Consider the following 17,296-nt stretch of genomic DNA (forward strand, 5'->3'; position numbering starts at 1 on the left):
GATGAAATCAGACGTCAAAAACATCGCAATATTTGCTTCAGGTGAAGGGACAAATTTCACAGCCTTGACCGAGTATTTCAAAAGAGAAAAGCTGCCACTTAACGTCAAGTTGTTAGTGTGTGACCATTCAAAAGTTCACGTGCTTGAGCGGGCAGCCAAAGAATCTGTGCCAACATTTGTTATCCATTTCAAAGATTATCCTGATAAGGCCGCAGCTGAAAAGGTGATTGCCCAGAAATTGGCTGATGAGCAAATTGACTTCATCATTTTGGCCGGGTACATGCGAATCATTGGCCCGACACTACTCGCCAAGTATGAGGGTAAAATTGTGAATATTCATCCAGCACTGTTGCCTAAATTTCCTGGGCGCCACGGGATTGAAGATGCCTTTGAAGCGGGTGTTGATACCACTGGCGTCACCATTCACTGGGTTGATTCCGGGATTGATTCCGGGAAAATTATTGCTCAGCGAAAAGTCCCGGTGCATCAGGACGATCGGTTAAGTGATCTTGAAACGCGGATTCACGCAACTGAGCACAAACTTTATCCAGAAGTCATCAAACAATTATTAGAAAGAGGAGAAATTTAATGTCAAGAAGAGCTCTGCTAAGTGTTTCTGATAAAAGTAATTTGGTTGATTTTGCTAAACAATTAAAGGAACTAGATTTTGAAATTGTCTCCACTGGTGGGACCAAAAAAGCACTTGAAGATGGCGGCGTTGCCGTAACTGGTGTTGAAGAAGTAACCGGTTTTCCAGAGATGTTGGATGGCCGGGTTAAGACCTTGCACCCCAAAATTCATGCTGGCATTTTGGCTAAGCGGGATAATCCCGATCACATGAAGCAATTGCAGGATGCAGGCATTACACCAATCGATTTGGTTGCGGTTAACCTTTACCCATTCAAGCAGACAATTGAGAAACCAGAAACAACTGAAGCACAGGCAATTGAGCAAATTGACATTGGTGGCCCTTCGATGTTACGGGCAGCTGCTAAGAACTTTGCCGGAGTTTTGACCGTCGTTGACCCAGCTGATTATCAACCCGTTGTGGATGCATTAAAAGCTCACAAAGACGATGCTGACTTCAGAAAGCACCTGGCAGCCAAGGTGTTTAGACACACTGCCGCCTATGATGCGTTAATTTCAAATTACATGACTGAGGAAGAATTCCCAGAAAAATTGACGTTAACTTACGAAAAGCAACAATCCTTGCGATATGGCGAAAACAGTCACCAAAAAGCTGCCTTTTATCGCAAGCCAATTCCTTCTAAATTATCGATTATTCCTAATCAACTTCATGGTAAGGAACTTTCATACAATAACATCAAGGATGCTAATGCCGCGTTGAACATGGTGGCTGAATTTGATCAGCCGGCTGTCATTGCAATGAAGCACATGAACCCCTGTGGTGTCGGTGTGGCGGATACGATTGAAAAGGCTTGGGATGAAGCCTATGAGTCTGATCCAATGTCGATTTTTGGCGGGATTATTGCCGTTAACCGTGAAATCGATGCCGCAACTGCCGAAAAAATGCACAAAATTTTCTTGGAAATTGTCATCGCGCCATCATATTCAGATGAAGCGTTTGAAATTTTGGCTAAGAAGAAAAATATTCGCTTGCTCAAGGCAGACCTCAGTCACCGAGACCAGCCAGATCGTTTTGAAGAGATTACTGTGAGTGGTGGGATGTTGATCCAAGAAAGTGACCACGAAATTGATCAGATTCCTGATTTCAAAGTCGTTACCAAGGTTCAACCAACGGAACAACAATTAAAGGCACTGCAATTTGGCCAACATGTGGTTAAACACGTTAAGAGTAACGCGGTGGTTGTAACCACTGATACCAAGACGCTGGGTGTCGGCATGGGCCAACCAAATCGAATTGATTCCGCTAAGATTGCGATTAAAAAAGCAATGCCAAAGGATGGTTACGAAAATGCCATCATGGCCTCGGATGCCTTCTTCCCAATGGATGACTGTGTGGAATATGCGGCTAAACATGATATCAAGGCAATTATCCAACCAGGTGGCAGCATCAAGGATAAGGACTCGATTGCAATGGCGGATAAGTTCGGCATTGCGATGGTGATGACGGGAGTAAGACATTTTAGGCATTAAAAGAAGTGTGCGGAACAAAGCGGTTAGAAACCGGAGCCTAAGTTTCTTCAACCAGAAATCCGGGCCTTGGATTTTTGGTTGAAGAGACTTAGGTGCAGGTTTCTGCTTTGTGGAGCAGTCCTAATCTATGTAGCCTAGAAATCCCGAGTTTGGAATTTATGGTTGAGGTGCTTATGCGCAGATCACTGCTTGGCGGAGCAGTCCTAATCTATGTAGCCTAGAAATCCTAGGTTTGGGGATTTTTGGTTGAAGAGACTTAGGTGCAGGTTTCTGCTTTGCGGAGCAGTCCTAATCTATGTAGCCCAGAAATCCTGGCTTTGGGGATTTCTGGTTGAGGTGCTTATGCGCAGGTTATTGCTTGGTGGAGCAGTCCTAATCTATGTAACCTAGAAATCCCGGGTTTGGAATTTGTGGTTGAGGTGCTTATGCGCAGGTTAGCCAAGCCACATTCTCAACCCCAACTCACAAGCTAATTTCACTAAACAAAAAAGGCTGGTTTTCAGCCTTTCATACATATCTAAAAATAGTAAACAAGGAGACCTTCTCATGGCAAACGTTTTGGTTATTGGTTCTGGTGCCCGCGAGCACGCAATTGCAGCAACGATGTTAAAAAGCAACCAGGTTGAAAATGTTTATTGTGCTCCGGGCAACCCGGGCATGAAAAAGGATGCCATTCAGCTTGTTGATATTGATGAACTAGATTTTGCCAAGTTGACGGCGTTCGCGCAAAGAAAAGCCATTGACCTAACGTTTGTCGGCCCGGAAGTCCCCCTTGCAATGGGCATTGTTGATAAATTTCAAGCTGCGGGGTTACGCGCTTTTGGCCCCAGTCAAAGTTCTGCTCGGCTGGAAAGTGATAAAACATTTGCTAAAAAATTCATGATGAGAAACGGAATTCCAACGGCTCAGTTTAAGACATTTACGGATGCTGACGCGGCCGAAAATTATGCCCGCACCCTTTCACTGCCAGTGGTTGTCAAAGAAAATGGTTTGGCAGCCGGCAAAGGGGTTTCAATTGTGCGAGATATTGACGATCTTCGTGGCGCAATTGACGCTAGTTTTCAAAAGTCTGACGAAATTTTGATTGAGCAATTTCTGTCTGGGGAAGAATTTTCATTGATGTTGTTTGTTGGTGGTGATCAAAAAGTCCTCTTCCCAATATCACAAGACCATAAGAAAATTCACGAAGGCGAAACTGGTCCTAATACTGGTGGGATGGGCGCTTACTCGCCGGTTCCCCATATTACGGAAGAAGTTCAAAAAGAAACCATTCAAAAGATTGTTGAACCGACGATGGCTGGTCTTGCCAAGGAAAACTTGGAATTTGCTGGGGTGATCTACATTGGCTGCATGCTCACCGAGGAGGGCCCCAAAGTGATTGAATATAACCTGCGATTGGGAGATCCGGAAACTCAAGTTCTGCTGCCTCAATTGCAATCTGATTTCTACCAAATGACAATTGATCTGATTGATCATAAGCTGCCAGAAGTGAAATGGCAGACCGGTGAATTTTACCTGGGGGTTGTGATTGCCGCTCCTGGTTATCCAGCCTCACCGCAGCAAGATATTGAATTACCTAACTTACCAAATAACGTCTTCTACGCAGGCGTCACCGAAAGAAACCACAAGCTCTACAGTTCTGGTGGTCGGATTTTCACAATTTATAACCACGCAGCGACCTTGGAATGTGCCCAAGCGAAAGTTTATGCAGAGTTAAGTCGGATTAATCTATCGAATTTTTATTATCGGAAGGATATTGGCTTTCGGGATCTTCAATCTTAATCAGTACATTTATCATAAAAAACGGCTACTGAGAGGTAATTTCCATGATTTTGATTCAATTAATCATGAGGTTGCTGATCTGGGTAGCCGTTTGTTGGTTTTAATAAGATGCAAAGGACCCTCAAATAACGGGAGATTAGTTCCAAATAAATGACGTGGGAATTTGAAATAAAACTATAATTAATTCAAATCTGAACGTATGGCGAAAGGAAGTCTGCTGAATGAAACAAGCGATTAAACCCTTGCGAGTCTTATATACCTTGATATTTTTGGTGATCGTTGTCGTAATTGGTTCTATCATACTCATACAAACAAGGGTTATTCCCGTTAATGATGGCGTGGGTATTCAGCTGCTCTTTCTGGCAATCCTTTTCTGGTATTTGTATGGATTGACGATTCACAATGTTCGCCACCATAAAGGTGAGTATAAAGAGCACACTGATTTTTGGGTCAGGGTACCCAGTGGAAAAAGAATCAATCCATATAATCCAAACGGCTTGATTACCGTTACAATCATTAATGTGATTTGTACGTTGGCTTTTATATGTATCTTTTTATTATTAACCTGGTGAGCGGGGAGATAGCTGGGATTGAAATGGTTAAAGGCAAAAGTGCACCACGGTAGTTAGGATTATCTAACCATCGTGGTGCACTTTGAGTTTAGAATTTTCAATGATTAATCATTTTCCTTCAGCCAATTGTCCAGCACACTCATAAATTCATCGTGCTGATCCAATAGGGCAAGATGCCGGCTATTTGCAAACAAATGCCACTTAGCACCCGGAATGTGATCGTAAACTGATTTGGCAATCAACGGCGTGCAGAGATCGTCGGTGCCATTGGTAACCAGTACTGGCACGTGAATGTTCTTAAGATCGTCAGTGACGTCAAAGTCGCCGATGGTCCCATTCTCGGTAAATTCATTTGGGCCTTCTGCAATTAAGCTGGCCTTTTTGCCGTTGGTTGGGCGTCTTAGTGGTTCCGGTGAATTTTCATCGGGATCATCCCAGCAGTAGCGTTCCATATACCGATCATTAGCAGCTAAGTATTTAACATTCGTGAAATCACCAGTCCGTTCAGCTTCGGCGATGGCCTGACGATCTTCATAACTTAAGTATTTGATCAGACGATGCTGTTCTTGCCGCCATAACTCAATAGAAGCTGGTGAGCCGTCAATCATGACACTCTTGACGCCGTCTTGACTATAGTGGGTGAGGTACAACATTTCCAACATGCCACCCCAGGATTGGCCTAACATGTGGACTTGATCAAGGTGGAGATATTTCCGCAGGGCAATCAATTCTTCAGCCCAAGTTTCCTTCACGTAAATTGATTCATCATCAGGGATGGAAGACTTGCCACAACCAACCTGGTCGTACATGATTAACTGCCGGCCCGTTTCCGCATAGTCGTCGAGCAATTCGAAATAGTTATGAGATGAGCCGGGACCACCATGAATGAGCAGGAGTGGTGCTTTGCCCGGAGTTGGGTCACCGACAATTCGGTAATACGTTTTGTAGCCTTTAAAGGGCATATAGCCTTCTTGAATGTTCATAAGTTAAACAGATCCTTCCTCAAAATAAACTTGGTTCATTGGGTTCGATTATACTACGCGTTTTCAGCGGTACAGCGGTTAAATTAAAATTATTTTAATTCTCTAATAATCGATTACGAAGTTGTTCAACTGAGGTGAAGACCTCATTGGGATTAAGCTTTTCCATTTCGGCTGGCTTGGCGTTAATTGACCAAGCGGCCGTATAACACGTGATGCCGGCGTCTTTGCAAGCTTCAACGTCACTAGTGGCATCACCAATATAAGCCATCTGATCCTTTGGCAGATCATATTTTTTGAGTACATCACCAAATTGTTTGGATTTAATTGAGCCATCAGGAGAGCCAGACATTACCGGCTCAAATTGGTCGGCTAACCCCAGGGCATCCAAGCTGGTTTGTAAACTTTGCTCGCCCTTGCCGGTAATCATTGGCGTGATGACATCGTGTTCGTGGAGCATATGTAAAAGATCATTGATTCCGTCGAAGGGTTTCCGCAGTAACATGTGGGCGCTTCGATAATTTTTGTGGAAGGTCTCTAAAACTTCATCTGAATAGTTCGGAATTAATTCTTTGAGCATCCCAATTTCGTTGGCACCGAATTGGGCAAGGATGACCTGGTTGCTGATCCATTTTCCGGTATAATCATGGACGGTTTTTCTGAACGAATCAAAAATAACCGGGAACGTTTCGGCAGTGGTGCCATCCATATCAAAAGCGATGATTTTTTTCATTTTACGTGACTCCTTCTTATTCAGGATAAATGTAATAGCCTAATTGACCGTTACCATCTATTATTAACCACGTAGACGCAAGATACAAGGGGAGCCGGTTCAAAAACAGTTCTCTGAGTGGGAACTTAAATCATTAGAAGCCAACTCAATCAGCAGTTGTTTTTAGATGTCAGCCAATTATAATGAGAATGTCACATAAATTAATCCGTGGTCTGGGGTGCTTTAACGGCTGAGATGATACCCATAGAACCTGATACAGTTAGGACTGTCGCAGGAAGACCCAAGTGAGCTGTTGTTGTGAGAATAGGCGACGGCTGAATCAATGGTGTCATTTCAGAGCAGAGCAGCCCCTCCGCCACAACAGGAGGGAATTGCCAATGTCATTATCTCAAGATATGTTATTCGAAGCCGAACCTTACTTAGTTGCCAACGAAAAGCATCCATTTGTCCAAGGAATTATCCATGCCACGTTAACGCCGGAACAGTTGCGGTATTACGATGAACAGGACATTGCCTTTGAGTATAACGAAGTGGGGATTATTAATGCATTGATCGACAACAGTACGACAACTGAACAGGCGCTGTTATTTCACAAACGTCAGGATCTTCAATTGACGATGTTGCGGGATTGGCTGCACCGAGAGCCGGAATCAATGCCTCACAACTGGGAAACGCTGAAGCAGACGCCGATTCAACCAATTAATCAACTTTATCGCCAACACATGGCTGCGACCGTTCAAACGCACAGTGTTCTCCAAATTCTGCCTTCGTTTGCCGCCGGCGAGTGGATGTACATTGAGTTAGGTAGATTTGTTTCTAAACAAGCCCGGGTCGAAAAAGAGCCGTTCCAAAGTTTCCTAACGATGGGCGGGGATGATTTTCTCGGTCCGAATGGGTTCATTCAGCAGTTCTTTAATATCATCGATTATGAAGCAAAATCTGCTACTCCTCGTGAACAGGAACGGGCCAAGCAAACCTTTCTAAAGAGCTGCCTGCTGGAATGGTATTTCTGGGATGCGGCATACAAACAAATCACCTGGGACGATTGGCAAAACGCCGCTTTGAAAGGGAAGGGCGAATCATTACTTTAATTGGTGATTTATGAAAATACTAAGATTGGGACGAAAGGCGATTTGATCCCAGAATTTAAGTTAAAAAAGCAACGCATTCTGGTTTTTGAATGCGTTGCTTTTTTGCTTAAATGGCAGGAATCAGCCGTTTGTCGCAAGTTTTATCAATATAAGAATTAACAGCCAAGTTGCCTTTTAAACACTCAGCAGACTAATGCCACAGCCTCGTTTAGTTAAGATTGATGAAAATGTGATTACTTCATAATGATCTAAAAATATTTGAATGATTGATTGAAACCATTGCTTAGGCCGTTTGTCGTGAGCTCAATTTTTTCAATCCTGGTAGGGTAACCATTGTGACAAAGCTGATGATGTAAAGGATTGATAGAAAGCCCATGACAACTGTCAGTGAGTAGTGATCCATCAAGATACCGATGACCACTGACGAGAAGCCACCAACTGCACGACCGATGTTGACAATCACGTTATTAGCAGTTGAGCGGATTTCAGTTGGGTACAAGCGACTGATGACCGCGCCGTAACCGCCGAACATCCCGTTTGAGAAGAAGCCGACGATCGCACCGATGATTAATAGTGAAACCGTGTTATGAGCCAACGTAATCGTGAATACCATTGCAGCCGAAGCAAGCAGGAAAATGCCGAATGCGCGTCGTGGACCAAAGTAGTCCAGAATTGAACCAAAAGTCATCATGCCCAAGCTCATCCCGATGATCGTAGCAATCATCCAAAGTGACGAGCCGGAAACATTTAAGCCAAGTTGTTTTTGAACGATGATTGGCAGCCAGTTCATCAGGCCGAAGTAACCAGCGATTTGAACAGTTGTCATGATCATCAAGGCAAAACTTTGATAAGCTAATTTTGGTGAACTGAACATGTATTTGAATACGGCACTGGTAGTTGATTCCTTTTCGGCTTTCTTAGCTTGGACAAACTCAGTGGTTTCAGTCAAGTGACGACGGACAAAGTATGTCAGGACAACTGGCACAATTCCAAGGAGGAAGAGTGCGTGCCAGCCAAGCGTGGGGATAACCAACGCAGCTGTGACTGCAGCCAGAATGGCCCCAATTTGGCCACCAATTGCGGCTACTGAAGTCATCTTACCGATTTGGTTCTTGTGGAATGATTCAGCAATCAGTGAAATACCGACGCCATACTCACCACCGGCACCGATTCCAGCTAAGAATCGCAAAATATAAATCAATGTAATGTTATTGGCGAAAGCCATCATGGCAGTTGCGAAGGCAAAAATGAAGATGGTGTAGGTAAACGTCTTAACTCGGCCAAATCGGTCACCGACCAAGCCAAAGATGACACCACCGAACAACATGCCCAAGTTGGTGATTGAACCAATTAATCCAGCAGCGCCACCGCTGAGATGGAGCTGGCCGATCATTGAACTCATCGCAAACGATAAAAATAGCACATCCATATTTTCCAATGCGAATCCAGAACTGGTAGAAGCAATAACCCATTTCTGATTCTTGGTAAAAGTATGGCTGTGCGTAAGTGATGCTTTGGTATTTTCCATGTCGAATTCCTCCAAATGAATGCTCGCTGACATTCGTTATTTTTGCTGAACATATTATTACATGGATATTGGGGGATTGCAAGGCGTCAATTTAGAATATCCGTGATCGTCTGTTTGACTTTGATAAAAGCAGGTGTCTCGAGTAAACCAATGAATTCAGCGCGGCGAGCGCGAAAATCATATGTGAAAAATTGAAGTGGGTTAACGAAACCGTCCACTTGGCTATTGGCGACTTTGACTAAAAAGCCACTTTCGCGTAGTGCGTTGTTAGTAGCGTGAGTGATTGGGGAGACCACGACTAACGAAGTCAACAGACTATATCCGTGGTTGCTCAGAACGAGTGCTGGCAGTCGTTTTCGAATCTCGTGGCCCACTGAGGGGTCAAAGTCAATGAAGATAATATCTTGTTGATCTGGAATGTAGTCGTTAATCTTTTGGGGTTTCTTTGCCAACTAACTTTCCTCCAAATTCCTCTTGTTGTTCTAAATGATGAGTTTTAATGAATTTCTCGTCGTGAAATGGATTTTGATGTTTTGGAACATAAACAATGACGCCATCTCTACCTTGATAAACATCAAACTCATGGGCAATCGGCTTGATGTCATTTGGAACAGTTAATGTGTTGGAATTACCGACTTTACGGATTTTAACTGACATAAAAATCCCTTCCTTTCTTTTTGTATACATAGAGTATATACGAGAAAATTGACGATTTCAATAAATAGCGCCTCAGACAGAATTCACTTGAACAACGCTCGTCAACGTGATAAAGTTATTAACAAATAAAAGAGCTTTAATTTGGTTCAGAGAGGCCAAAAGCGGACGAAAATTAAATCAAGAGTCCGTGATTTTGCGAGGATGAGTGCGTTAATGTGCTGAATTCTGCAGTCTCGGGCTCTTTTTATGTCATCAGATGGAGGGTAATTATGCGAGGACCGTTAATTGTATCATTGGATGTTGCTAACAAGGAAGGCCTGTTCAAAATCATCGACCAGTTTCCAAACGATGAGGGCATGACTGTTAAGATCGGGATGGAACTTTTCTATGGAGAAGGTCCCGACATTGTTCGCCAACTCTTGGCTAAAGGATTCAAAGTGTTCTTGGATCTTAAGCTGCAAGATATTCCCAACACGGTCAAAATGGGAATGATGCAAATTGGTCGACTGGGCGTCACCTATACGACTGTTCACGCGTTAGGCGGTTCAGAAATGATTGCTGCCGCCAAGGAAGGCCTGGAGCTTGGCAGTGAAGAAGCTGGGGTTCCAAGTCCTAAGCTCTTGGCGGTGACAGAATTAACTTCCATCACTGATGATGCTTTAAAGAATGAGCAGAACTGCCGGTTAGATATGGTTGATCAAGTGGTTTCATTGGCCAAACTTGCCAAGCAATCCGGTGCCGATGGGGTCATTACCTCACCGCTTGAAGTCAGTTCATTGAAAAAACAAGTGGGCGATGATTTCTTATACGTCACCCCAGGAATTCGGCCTGCTAATTTCCCTAAGGATGACCAATCAAGAACCGCAACACCTAAACAAGCCGCTGAATATGGCAGTTCAGCCTTAGTTGTCGGCCGGCCAATCATCCGGGCAACCGATCCAGTCGCCGCTTATCACAAACTATTAGAGGAGTGGAATTATGCAAACTGATCAAATCATTCAATCATTAATTGATAATCAAATTGTTAGTATCAACCTTGAAAAGCCATTTAGATATGCAAGTGGCATTTTGTCCCCAATCTACACTGATTTCAGATTGACGATTTCCATTCCATCATTGCGTGAGATGATTGCGGATGGCTTGGCTGAAAATATCAAGAAAAACTATCCTGACGCAACGGTTATTGGTGGTGTGGCAACCGCTGGGATTCCACATGCTGCTTGGGTTGCCGAACGATTGAACCTGCCACTGATCTATGTGCGGGCCAAGCCTAAGGATCACGGTGCCGGCAAACAAATTGAGGGTCGGATTACCAAGGACGACAAGGTTGTTTTGATTGATGATTTAATTTCCACTGGCGGCAGTGTGTTGGGCGCAGTCAAAGCGGTTCGCAACGAAGGCGTTAACGTGATTGGCGTGGCCTCAGTCTTTACTTATGGCCTGCCTGATGCTGACAAGAATTTTGCCGCTGCCGATACCAAATTAGTGCCCCTGCTAAGTTACGCAGAACTGATCAAACAAGGTCATAAAGAAAACAAATTCTCAGATGAACAGTATTCACGATTATCAACTTGGCACAAAGCCCCTTGGGACTGGACAAAACGGGAGGAAGCAAATGCAAAGTAATATTTCGCTCGCATCACAAATTGGTGACTACAAGTTTGACAACCTCTTGTTAAACGCAGCTGGTATCCGTTGTGCCACAACCGAAGAACTCGATAAGATCTTAGATTCTGATGCGGGTGGTTGTGTGACGAAGAGTGCCACGCCTGAACCTCGAAAAGGGAATGAAAGCCCCCGGATGAAAGCTACTTCGATGGGCTGCATCAATTCGATGGGGCTTCCTAACCATGGGTTGGATTATTATTTGAAATTCGCTGAAGCCAATCAAGGCAAGAATGGCAAACAAGTCATTTTATCAATTGCTGGCTTATCGATTGATCAAAACATTGAAATGCTCAAGAAGATTCAGGCCAGTTCATTTGCCGGCTTGACTGAATTGAACCTTTCCTGCCCAAATATTGCTGGCAAATCACAAGTGGGTTATGACTTTGAAGCAGTCAGGGATGTGTTGACGTCAGCCTTTAGTTTCTTCAAGAAACCATTAGGCTTGAAGCTGCCACCATACTTTGACTTCAACCAGTTTGACGGCATCGCCGAAGTATTAAATGATTTCCCGGTGACTTACATTAATGTTATTAATTCGATCGGCAATGGGTTAGTTGTTGACCCTGAAACAGAGTCGGTGGTCATCAAACCTAAGGGTGGTTTTGGCGGCTTGGGTGGCGATTACGTCAAGCCAACTGCTTTAGCCAACGTGAGAGCCTTACGGCAACGATTGAGACCAGAAATTTCAATCATCGGTACCGGTGGCATCAAATCTGGCAAGGACGTCTTTGAGCACGTCCTGTGCGGTGCCAATCTTGTTCAAATCGGAACAGCCTTTGGATTTGACGGAACCCCAATTTTTGAACGGATTTCTAAAGAATTAACAGCCATTATGGAAAAGAAAGGCTACAAGACCCTTGATGAATTTAGGGGTAAGTTGAAGACAATTGAATAGTTGAGACTGGGACGATCGGCGCTTTGATCCCAGAATTTAATGGAAAGGACCAATTATTCCTGGCTTTGGAATAGTTGGTCCTTTTCGTTAAATGGCCGGGATCAACCGTTTGTCGCAGCTTTTGTCTAGGTGGCTACGACGATCTAAGGGAATGATTACCGACTGGAAATTAATATATGCTCCACCCTCCTTTTTTCAAAATCTTATAAAACATCTGGAAACTCTGAGTTGTCACCCCTGTGAGTGCAGGTAATTTTCCTGATACCCTCAAGTAAAATAGTGTCTCTATGAATGCCATGATGGTATGGTTTATGTGAATTCAGTAATGATAATCAGAGGAGGTTTTATGATGGCTGACTTAACAAATAAAGTTGCCCTTATTACGGGTGCTGCAAGTGGGATGGGCAAAGCATTTGCCAAGAATTTTGTCGATCATGGCGCAAAAGTGATTTTAACCGATGTTAACGAAGAAAACGGTCACCAGGTTCAAAAAGAACTCGGTGATCATGCGGTTTTCTTTAAGCAGGATGTTTCTTCCATCGATGATTGGAAAAGAGTCGTTCAAGACGGTGAAGCAAAGTTTGGCCCAATTAACACATTAGTTAATAACGCGGGCATCGGAATTATGAAGTCAATTGAAGACATCACCCCGGCAGAGTATGACAAGGTCATTCACATTAATCAGTATTCAGTGTTTTACGGGATGAAATATGTATTGCCTTCCATGAAGAAGGCAGATGCAGGATCAATCGTGAATATTTCGTCAATCGGTGGCCTGGTTGCGATGCCAATATCGATTGCCTACGGGGCTAGCAAATTCGCTGTTCGTGGTATGACCAAAGACGCCGCAATCGATTTAGTCAAATACAATATTCGGGTCAATTCAGTTCATCCTGGGGTTGTGGAAACACCGATCCTAAAAGATATTCCTGACGAGCAAAATGAAGCCAGCCTTAAAGAAATTCCAATGCATCGATTTGGAAAACCAGCCGAATTGGCAACAATCGTTAATTATCTCGCTTCAGATGAAGCCAGTTATGTGACTGGCCAGGAATTCACAGCTGATGGTGGCTATACTATGAAATAAAGGCTCGAATTAAACAAAAATGCTGAGACCCGTTTTAAACGGCGGGTTCCAGCATTTTGTTTTTGTACGATTAATCGTTTTGGAAAACTAATCTCCTTCAGAGATATCAACTAGGTTATAGAAGGAATGACCACCCACGTTGTATGTTGTCCAGCTTGCGCGCGGCCAAGCTTTATCGCCAGTGTGCCATTTTTTATTTTGAGTTCCTAACTTCTTGATTGCTAATCGATAGTATTTGGATGAAACTTTCTTAGCGGGAAGTCCTTTAATTGCCTTTTTATAATAAACATATGAGGTGTTTCCCTTCACTTTGAAAGTGCTCAGCTTCACGCTGGCACTTGGCTTGATTGTCCAAAGCGGATTATCGACTGCCGCTACTGGTTTGGTGGATTGCCAACTGTTTAGAACGCCGTAATGCTTCAAGCGCGCAGTGGTGTAATACTGCAGGTACCCATCCAATGTAATGTAGAAGATTGGCCGATAATTACCAGCTTTATTGTTGGTGTAGCCATTTCCGGCCTGCAGAGCCAGTGTTCGGATCGGTAATTTTAATTTGTATGAGGTGAAGTATTTCGTATTGTACTGTTTGACATTCAATTCAGGGCCTTTGGTAACCTGATAAATGTGTTGCTGCTTTTGGTAACTCACGAGGCCCCGGGTCAGCTGCGCAGAAGAAGGGCCGTCTCCTGTGGATACAGATCCTTCAACCTTCAGAATGGTGCCTTTCGGGGTGATAATTTTATGCCCCCTTTTACCATTAATTTTGGTGTACTGGCCCGTAAAAATCGGCCGTTTGACTTTCACGTATTGAATGTTGGAATTATTTCCCAAGTCAGTGTAAGCATGGGCGGCAACGGCTGGAAAGCTGAGGATTGCAACGGCCGCGCCAGCAATGATTGCGAGTTGTTTTGTAAACTGAGCTTTGATTAAATACATTAAGAGATCCCCCATAGTGATAAAAACTTTTTTGATTGTTGAATTCACATTAACACAAGTATCGATGAGGTGACAACGGAGATGTTTCAAAAAAACATTCACGGGCCGTTCAATCAATGGTTGACGGGCATCAATCATTTGCTGGTATAATTAATTGTTGAATGTAAAATGGGGTTATTGAGAGATCAAATGATTCTGAAAAGGGGATAATTTTGTTGAACAAATTAAAATTAACGTTGATTTTATTGGGAACGATTTTCGGCTTTGCAATCATGACGAACGGTGCTACCGAAGCCAGCAAGATTCCAGCCAATTACACCTTTGACTATCAGAAGGCGCAAGTGGGTTCTGTGCCATACAAAGCTAAATTGCTCAACAAGTCGGCATATCTATGGAATTACAGTCATACGAAGCGGCTGCATAACATTAAGAATTATCCGAATTCAAACTGGTACGTTTTTTACGCGCAGGTTAAAAATTACAACGGCAAACGAGCAGTTTACTATTATGTAGGCGCCAGTTCGAATTTCAAGATCAAAGGTTGGGTCTGGAGTGGCTATCTTACTCGATTGCTAGCAAAATCACCAACTGATTTTTCCTCTGAATCAGTCTTTACTCATTATGTTAAGACGGACCGATCACAGCGATTGGCCAGAGCAATTCTAAAGCTGTTTCCCAATGCCAAGTTGAAGCTCGATTTATCTCAAGTTGCCGTGACTGGATTTAACAACAAACCAAGCTTTGACCCAAATTACACGAACTACGTGGATGTTGATGGGATGAAGCCTGCTGGTGCAAGTCAAAACAGTGACAACATCATGTGGTATTTAAGCAAAACAGCCGGCAAACCAATCACACCAAGAATTAATCATGTCAAGAGCATCCTAAATGATAACGGTTATACCGATGAGAAACGCCAAATCATGAATAACTATTCTATTGGAATTTCATCGTTTGATGGCGCCCAGGACAGTCCAAGTTCATATTTCACAACCCCATATCCCTCTGAGCAGTTGGATGATAGTCAAAATAATGGAACGTTAATTTATCTAGCGACTGAAAAATAAATCATTAATCATAAGATTGGGACGAAAGGCGATTTAATCCCAGAATTTAACGAAGAGGACCAATTATTCCGAATTTTTGGAATAGTTGGTCCTCTTTGTTAAACGGCCAGGGTCAGCCGTTTATCGCAAGCTTTATCAATATAAGAATGGAAAACCAAGTTGCGTTTATAAACACTTGGCTGACGAATGTTAGATTGTTTTTTATATCTAGATCATTATTTCAAATAAGAAAGCGGCTTTTGCACCTCGACTTTTGTTCCGGCATATTGGTCCTTGATGTATTTTTGAATTGCTGGTTCATGGTACAGTTTGACCAGCTTTTTGTAGCTTGCGTTACTTTTGTTCTTCTTGGCAGTTGCCAATACGTTGATATTACTTCTGGTATCAGTATCGATTTTTTCGTGGAAGATCGAGTCTTTCAAAACGTTCAAGTGGCCTTCCAGTGCCACCGTATTTGAAATCAAGACGGCATCGACGTTGTGGAGAACTCGAGGGCCAGTGGTGTCATCAATTTGTTTGAATTTAAGATGCTTAGGGTTTGAAACAATGTCATTGGTGTTACCTAGCGTGCCAAAGTTTTTCTTTAACTTGATCAGGCCAGCACTTTGAAGCAGTAACAACCCCCGTGCCGTGTTCGCTGGATTGTTGGCGATGGCGATCGTAGCGTGGCTGGGAATCTGAGTCACCTTTTTGTATTTATCGGAATAAATGCCAAGTGGTTCTAAGTAGGTGGTGCCCAGTGCTGCCAATTGGGCGGTTTTATGTTCCTTATTGTATGCTTCTAAATATGAATAAGATTGAAAGGCGTTCACATTGACGCTACCTTGGGCAGTGGCATTGTTTAGCTGAACACCATCAGTGATTTGCTTGACTTTGATCTTCAATCCGAGTTTCTTAGCCTGGGGACTTTTAGCGATATGGTTCCAAATGTCATAGTCTGATCCTTGCGATCCCACGGTAATTGTTGCGTTCTTCGAGTTGGCAGAACTGCCGGTTAATGCGTGGAGGCCAAAGACGATACCGATAATGACGACAATGGTGAGTAGGGTATAGATAATTCCTTTATGATTTTTCATTTTCATTCTCCTTTATAAATGGACTGTTTTTCTGGCGAGCCAATCGCCAATGATTTGGACGAGAAAGACCATGATCAAAATGGCCAGCATTGCGGCGACTGTGACGTCGTTTTCAAAACGGGCATAACCAATGCTGATAGCGATGTCACCAAGGCCACCAGACCCAATTGCTCCAGCCATCGTGGTTAAGCCAATTAAACTAATAATCGTGACGATTGATGCCCTGATCAGATCGGGCAGCCCTTCTCTGAGATAAATTCGAAAAATAATTTCTGGAATACTGGACCCCATTGAGCGGGCAGCCTCAATCACTTGAGGGTCAATTTCAAGTAAGGCATTCTGAACTTGGCGGGCATAAAATGGAAAGATGCCAACAACTAAGGGAACCAGCGCTGCAGTTGTCCCAACGGTTGTGTGGACAATGAAGTTGGTAATTGGGAACATCACTGCTAACAGAATGATGAATGGAATCGATCGAAGCAGGTTAACAAGCTTATCAGTCAAACTATACACAGCTTTGTCTTCGGCAATCCCGCCTGCTTGAGTAATAACTAAGACAATGCCAACTGCTAATCCCAAGAGGCCGGCAATCAAGGACGACCAAAATGTCATATAAATCGTTTCCCAAATGGATTGGGTAAACTGAGGCCAAATATGAATGACGTTAGGAAATATTTGCTTTAACATGCTTGTTCATTCCTTTCTTGTCGGTGGGAATCAGCTGGACACTAACCCCGTTTTGATTTAAGAAATTGATCCCGTCGGCTAAACGCTTGGTTTCCCCAGATAGAATGATAATTAAGTAACCAATTGAAGTGGACCCGATTCGCTCAATGTTACCAAATAAAATATTGGCCTTCAGTTTGTATGATTCGGTCAGATCGGAAATTAACGATTCTCTGGTGGCCCTTCCTCTGAACTTTAAATACAATAATCGTTCATTATTGGTGAGTTGTTGTAGGCTTTCGTCAGCTTTGATTTGGGCAAGGGCTTCTGGAACATTGGCGGATGAATCGACAAAATTCTGGGTGAGGGCTTGTTTTGGATCTGAGAAACTGTTTGAGATCTCTAAAAGCGGCGTAGGGAAACTGAGACAAACGCTAAAG

General features: G+C 43.3%; 19 protein-coding genes and 1 riboswitch. Of the genes, 10 read left to right on the forward strand and 9 right to left on the reverse strand.

Annotation, left to right across the window (positions count from 1 at the left end):
- The first annotated feature begins 1 nt into the window (after position 1).
- From purN to FD12_RS04175, 4 genes are all read left to right on the forward strand, one after another.
- Positions 2–589: a phosphoribosylglycinamide formyltransferase gene (gene purN / locus FD12_RS04160; protein ID WP_054746979.1), complete on the forward strand. Its 588-nt coding sequence runs from the start codon at positions 2–4 to the stop codon at positions 587–589.
- On the forward strand, positions 589–2,118 hold the full coding sequence (gene purH, locus FD12_RS04165) for a bifunctional phosphoribosylaminoimidazolecarboxamide formyltransferase/IMP cyclohydrolase (RefSeq protein ID WP_056981847.1): 1,530 nt from the start codon (positions 589–591) through the stop codon (positions 2,116–2,118). Before purN ends, purH begins: the two co-directional genes overlap by 1 nt.
- Before the next feature lie 546 nt (positions 2,119–2,664).
- Entirely contained in the window at positions 2,665–3,900 is a 1,236-nt protein-coding gene (gene purD / locus FD12_RS04170; protein WP_054746981.1) for a phosphoribosylamine--glycine ligase, read from the forward strand.
- A gap of 221 nt (positions 3,901–4,121) precedes the next feature.
- On the forward strand, positions 4,122–4,472 hold the full coding sequence (locus FD12_RS04175; RefSeq protein ID WP_054746983.1) for a hypothetical protein: 351 nt from the start codon (positions 4,122–4,124) through the stop codon (positions 4,470–4,472).
- 104 nt (positions 4,473–4,576) lie between these two features.
- Here the strand turns inward: FD12_RS04175 and pepI are convergent, their stop codons facing one another.
- Together pepI and FD12_RS04185 are read right to left on the reverse strand one after the other, a co-directional pair.
- Positions 4,577–5,455, reverse strand: coding sequence for a proline iminopeptidase (gene pepI, locus FD12_RS04180; RefSeq protein WP_054746986.1), 879 nt, complete (start codon positions 5,453–5,455; stop codon positions 4,577–4,579).
- A 94-nt stretch (positions 5,456–5,549) separates the two neighbouring features.
- Positions 5,550–6,185 carry an HAD family hydrolase gene (locus FD12_RS04185; protein WP_082622159.1) on the reverse strand — a complete coding sequence of 212 codons (636 nt, stop codon included), beginning with the start codon at positions 6,183–6,185 and terminating at the stop codon, positions 5,550–5,552.
- Positions 6,186–6,388: 203 nt separating this feature from the next.
- Positions 6,389–6,479, forward strand: a riboswitch (TPP riboswitch).
- 83 nt (positions 6,480–6,562) lie between these two features.
- Between FD12_RS04185 and FD12_RS04190 the strand changes: the two genes are divergently transcribed.
- Positions 6,563–7,276 carry a TenA family protein gene (locus tag FD12_RS04190; protein ID WP_054746990.1) on the forward strand — a complete coding sequence of 238 codons (714 nt, stop codon included), beginning with the start codon at positions 6,563–6,565 and terminating at the stop codon, positions 7,274–7,276.
- 283 nt (positions 7,277–7,559) lie between these two features.
- Here FD12_RS04190 and FD12_RS04195 read toward each other — a convergent pair whose 3' ends face one another.
- From FD12_RS04195 to FD12_RS04205, 3 genes are all read right to left on the reverse strand, one after another.
- Entirely contained in the window at positions 7,560–8,804 is a 1,245-nt protein-coding gene (locus FD12_RS04195; protein WP_056981850.1) for an MFS transporter, read from the reverse strand.
- 86 nt (positions 8,805–8,890) lie between these two features.
- Positions 8,891–9,256 (reverse strand): type II toxin-antitoxin system PemK/MazF family toxin, encoded by a 366-nt coding sequence (locus FD12_RS04200; RefSeq protein ID WP_054746992.1) that lies wholly within the window; start codon positions 9,254–9,256, stop codon positions 8,891–8,893.
- On the reverse strand, positions 9,231–9,461 hold the full coding sequence (locus FD12_RS04205) for a hypothetical protein (protein WP_054746994.1): 231 nt from the start codon (positions 9,459–9,461) through the stop codon (positions 9,231–9,233). Before FD12_RS04205 ends, FD12_RS04200 begins: the two co-directional genes overlap by 26 nt.
- A gap of 269 nt (positions 9,462–9,730) precedes the next feature.
- Between FD12_RS04205 and pyrF the strand changes: the two genes are divergently transcribed.
- From pyrF to FD12_RS04225, 4 genes are all read left to right on the forward strand, one after another.
- Positions 9,731–10,450 (forward strand): orotidine-5'-phosphate decarboxylase, encoded by a 720-nt coding sequence (gene pyrF, locus FD12_RS04210; RefSeq protein ID WP_056981852.1) that lies wholly within the window; start codon positions 9,731–9,733, stop codon positions 10,448–10,450.
- Positions 10,440–11,087, forward strand: a complete 648-nt coding sequence (pyrE, locus tag FD12_RS04215) for an orotate phosphoribosyltransferase (protein ID WP_054746997.1) — start codon at positions 10,440–10,442, stop codon at positions 11,085–11,087. The genes pyrF and pyrE overlap by 11 nt, the downstream gene beginning before the upstream one ends.
- Positions 11,077–12,024 (forward strand): dihydroorotate oxidase, encoded by a 948-nt coding sequence (locus tag FD12_RS04220; protein WP_056981854.1) that lies wholly within the window; start codon positions 11,077–11,079, stop codon positions 12,022–12,024. The genes pyrE and FD12_RS04220 overlap by 11 nt, the downstream gene beginning before the upstream one ends.
- A gap of 349 nt (positions 12,025–12,373) precedes the next feature.
- A complete protein-coding gene (locus FD12_RS04225; RefSeq protein ID WP_056981856.1) occupies positions 12,374–13,111 on the forward strand; it encodes a glucose 1-dehydrogenase in 738 nt (245 codons plus the stop codon).
- Between the two features lie 87 nt (positions 13,112–13,198).
- Here FD12_RS04225 and FD12_RS04230 read toward each other — a convergent pair whose 3' ends face one another.
- Positions 13,199–14,047: a hypothetical protein gene (locus FD12_RS04230; protein ID WP_056981858.1), complete on the reverse strand. Its 849-nt coding sequence runs from the start codon at positions 14,045–14,047 to the stop codon at positions 13,199–13,201.
- 215 nt (positions 14,048–14,262) lie between these two features.
- Between FD12_RS04230 and FD12_RS04235 the strand changes: the two genes are divergently transcribed.
- A complete protein-coding gene (locus FD12_RS04235) occupies positions 14,263–15,114 on the forward strand; it encodes a hypothetical protein (RefSeq protein WP_056981860.1) in 852 nt (283 codons plus the stop codon).
- Positions 15,115–15,329: 215 nt separating this feature from the next.
- On the opposite strand, the gene FD12_RS04240 is transcribed toward FD12_RS04235, so the two are convergent.
- From FD12_RS04240 to FD12_RS04250, 3 genes are all read right to left on the reverse strand, one after another.
- Positions 15,330–16,190 carry a MetQ/NlpA family ABC transporter substrate-binding protein gene (locus FD12_RS04240; RefSeq protein ID WP_056981862.1) on the reverse strand — a complete coding sequence of 287 codons (861 nt, stop codon included), beginning with the start codon at positions 16,188–16,190 and terminating at the stop codon, positions 15,330–15,332.
- A gap of 12 nt (positions 16,191–16,202) precedes the next feature.
- Positions 16,203–16,877, reverse strand: coding sequence for a methionine ABC transporter permease (locus FD12_RS04245; protein ID WP_054747002.1), 675 nt, complete (start codon positions 16,875–16,877; stop codon positions 16,203–16,205).
- On the reverse strand, positions 16,855–17,296 hold a 442-nt coding region (locus FD12_RS04250; RefSeq protein WP_275453023.1), incomplete at its 5' end, for an NIL domain-containing protein. The genes FD12_RS04250 and FD12_RS04245, both read right to left, overlap by 23 nt.

Source organism: Lentilactobacillus rapi DSM 19907 = JCM 15042, from assembly GCF_001436255.1.
GTDB classification, from domain to species: Bacteria; Bacillota; Bacilli; order Lactobacillales; family Lactobacillaceae; genus Lentilactobacillus; species Lentilactobacillus rapi.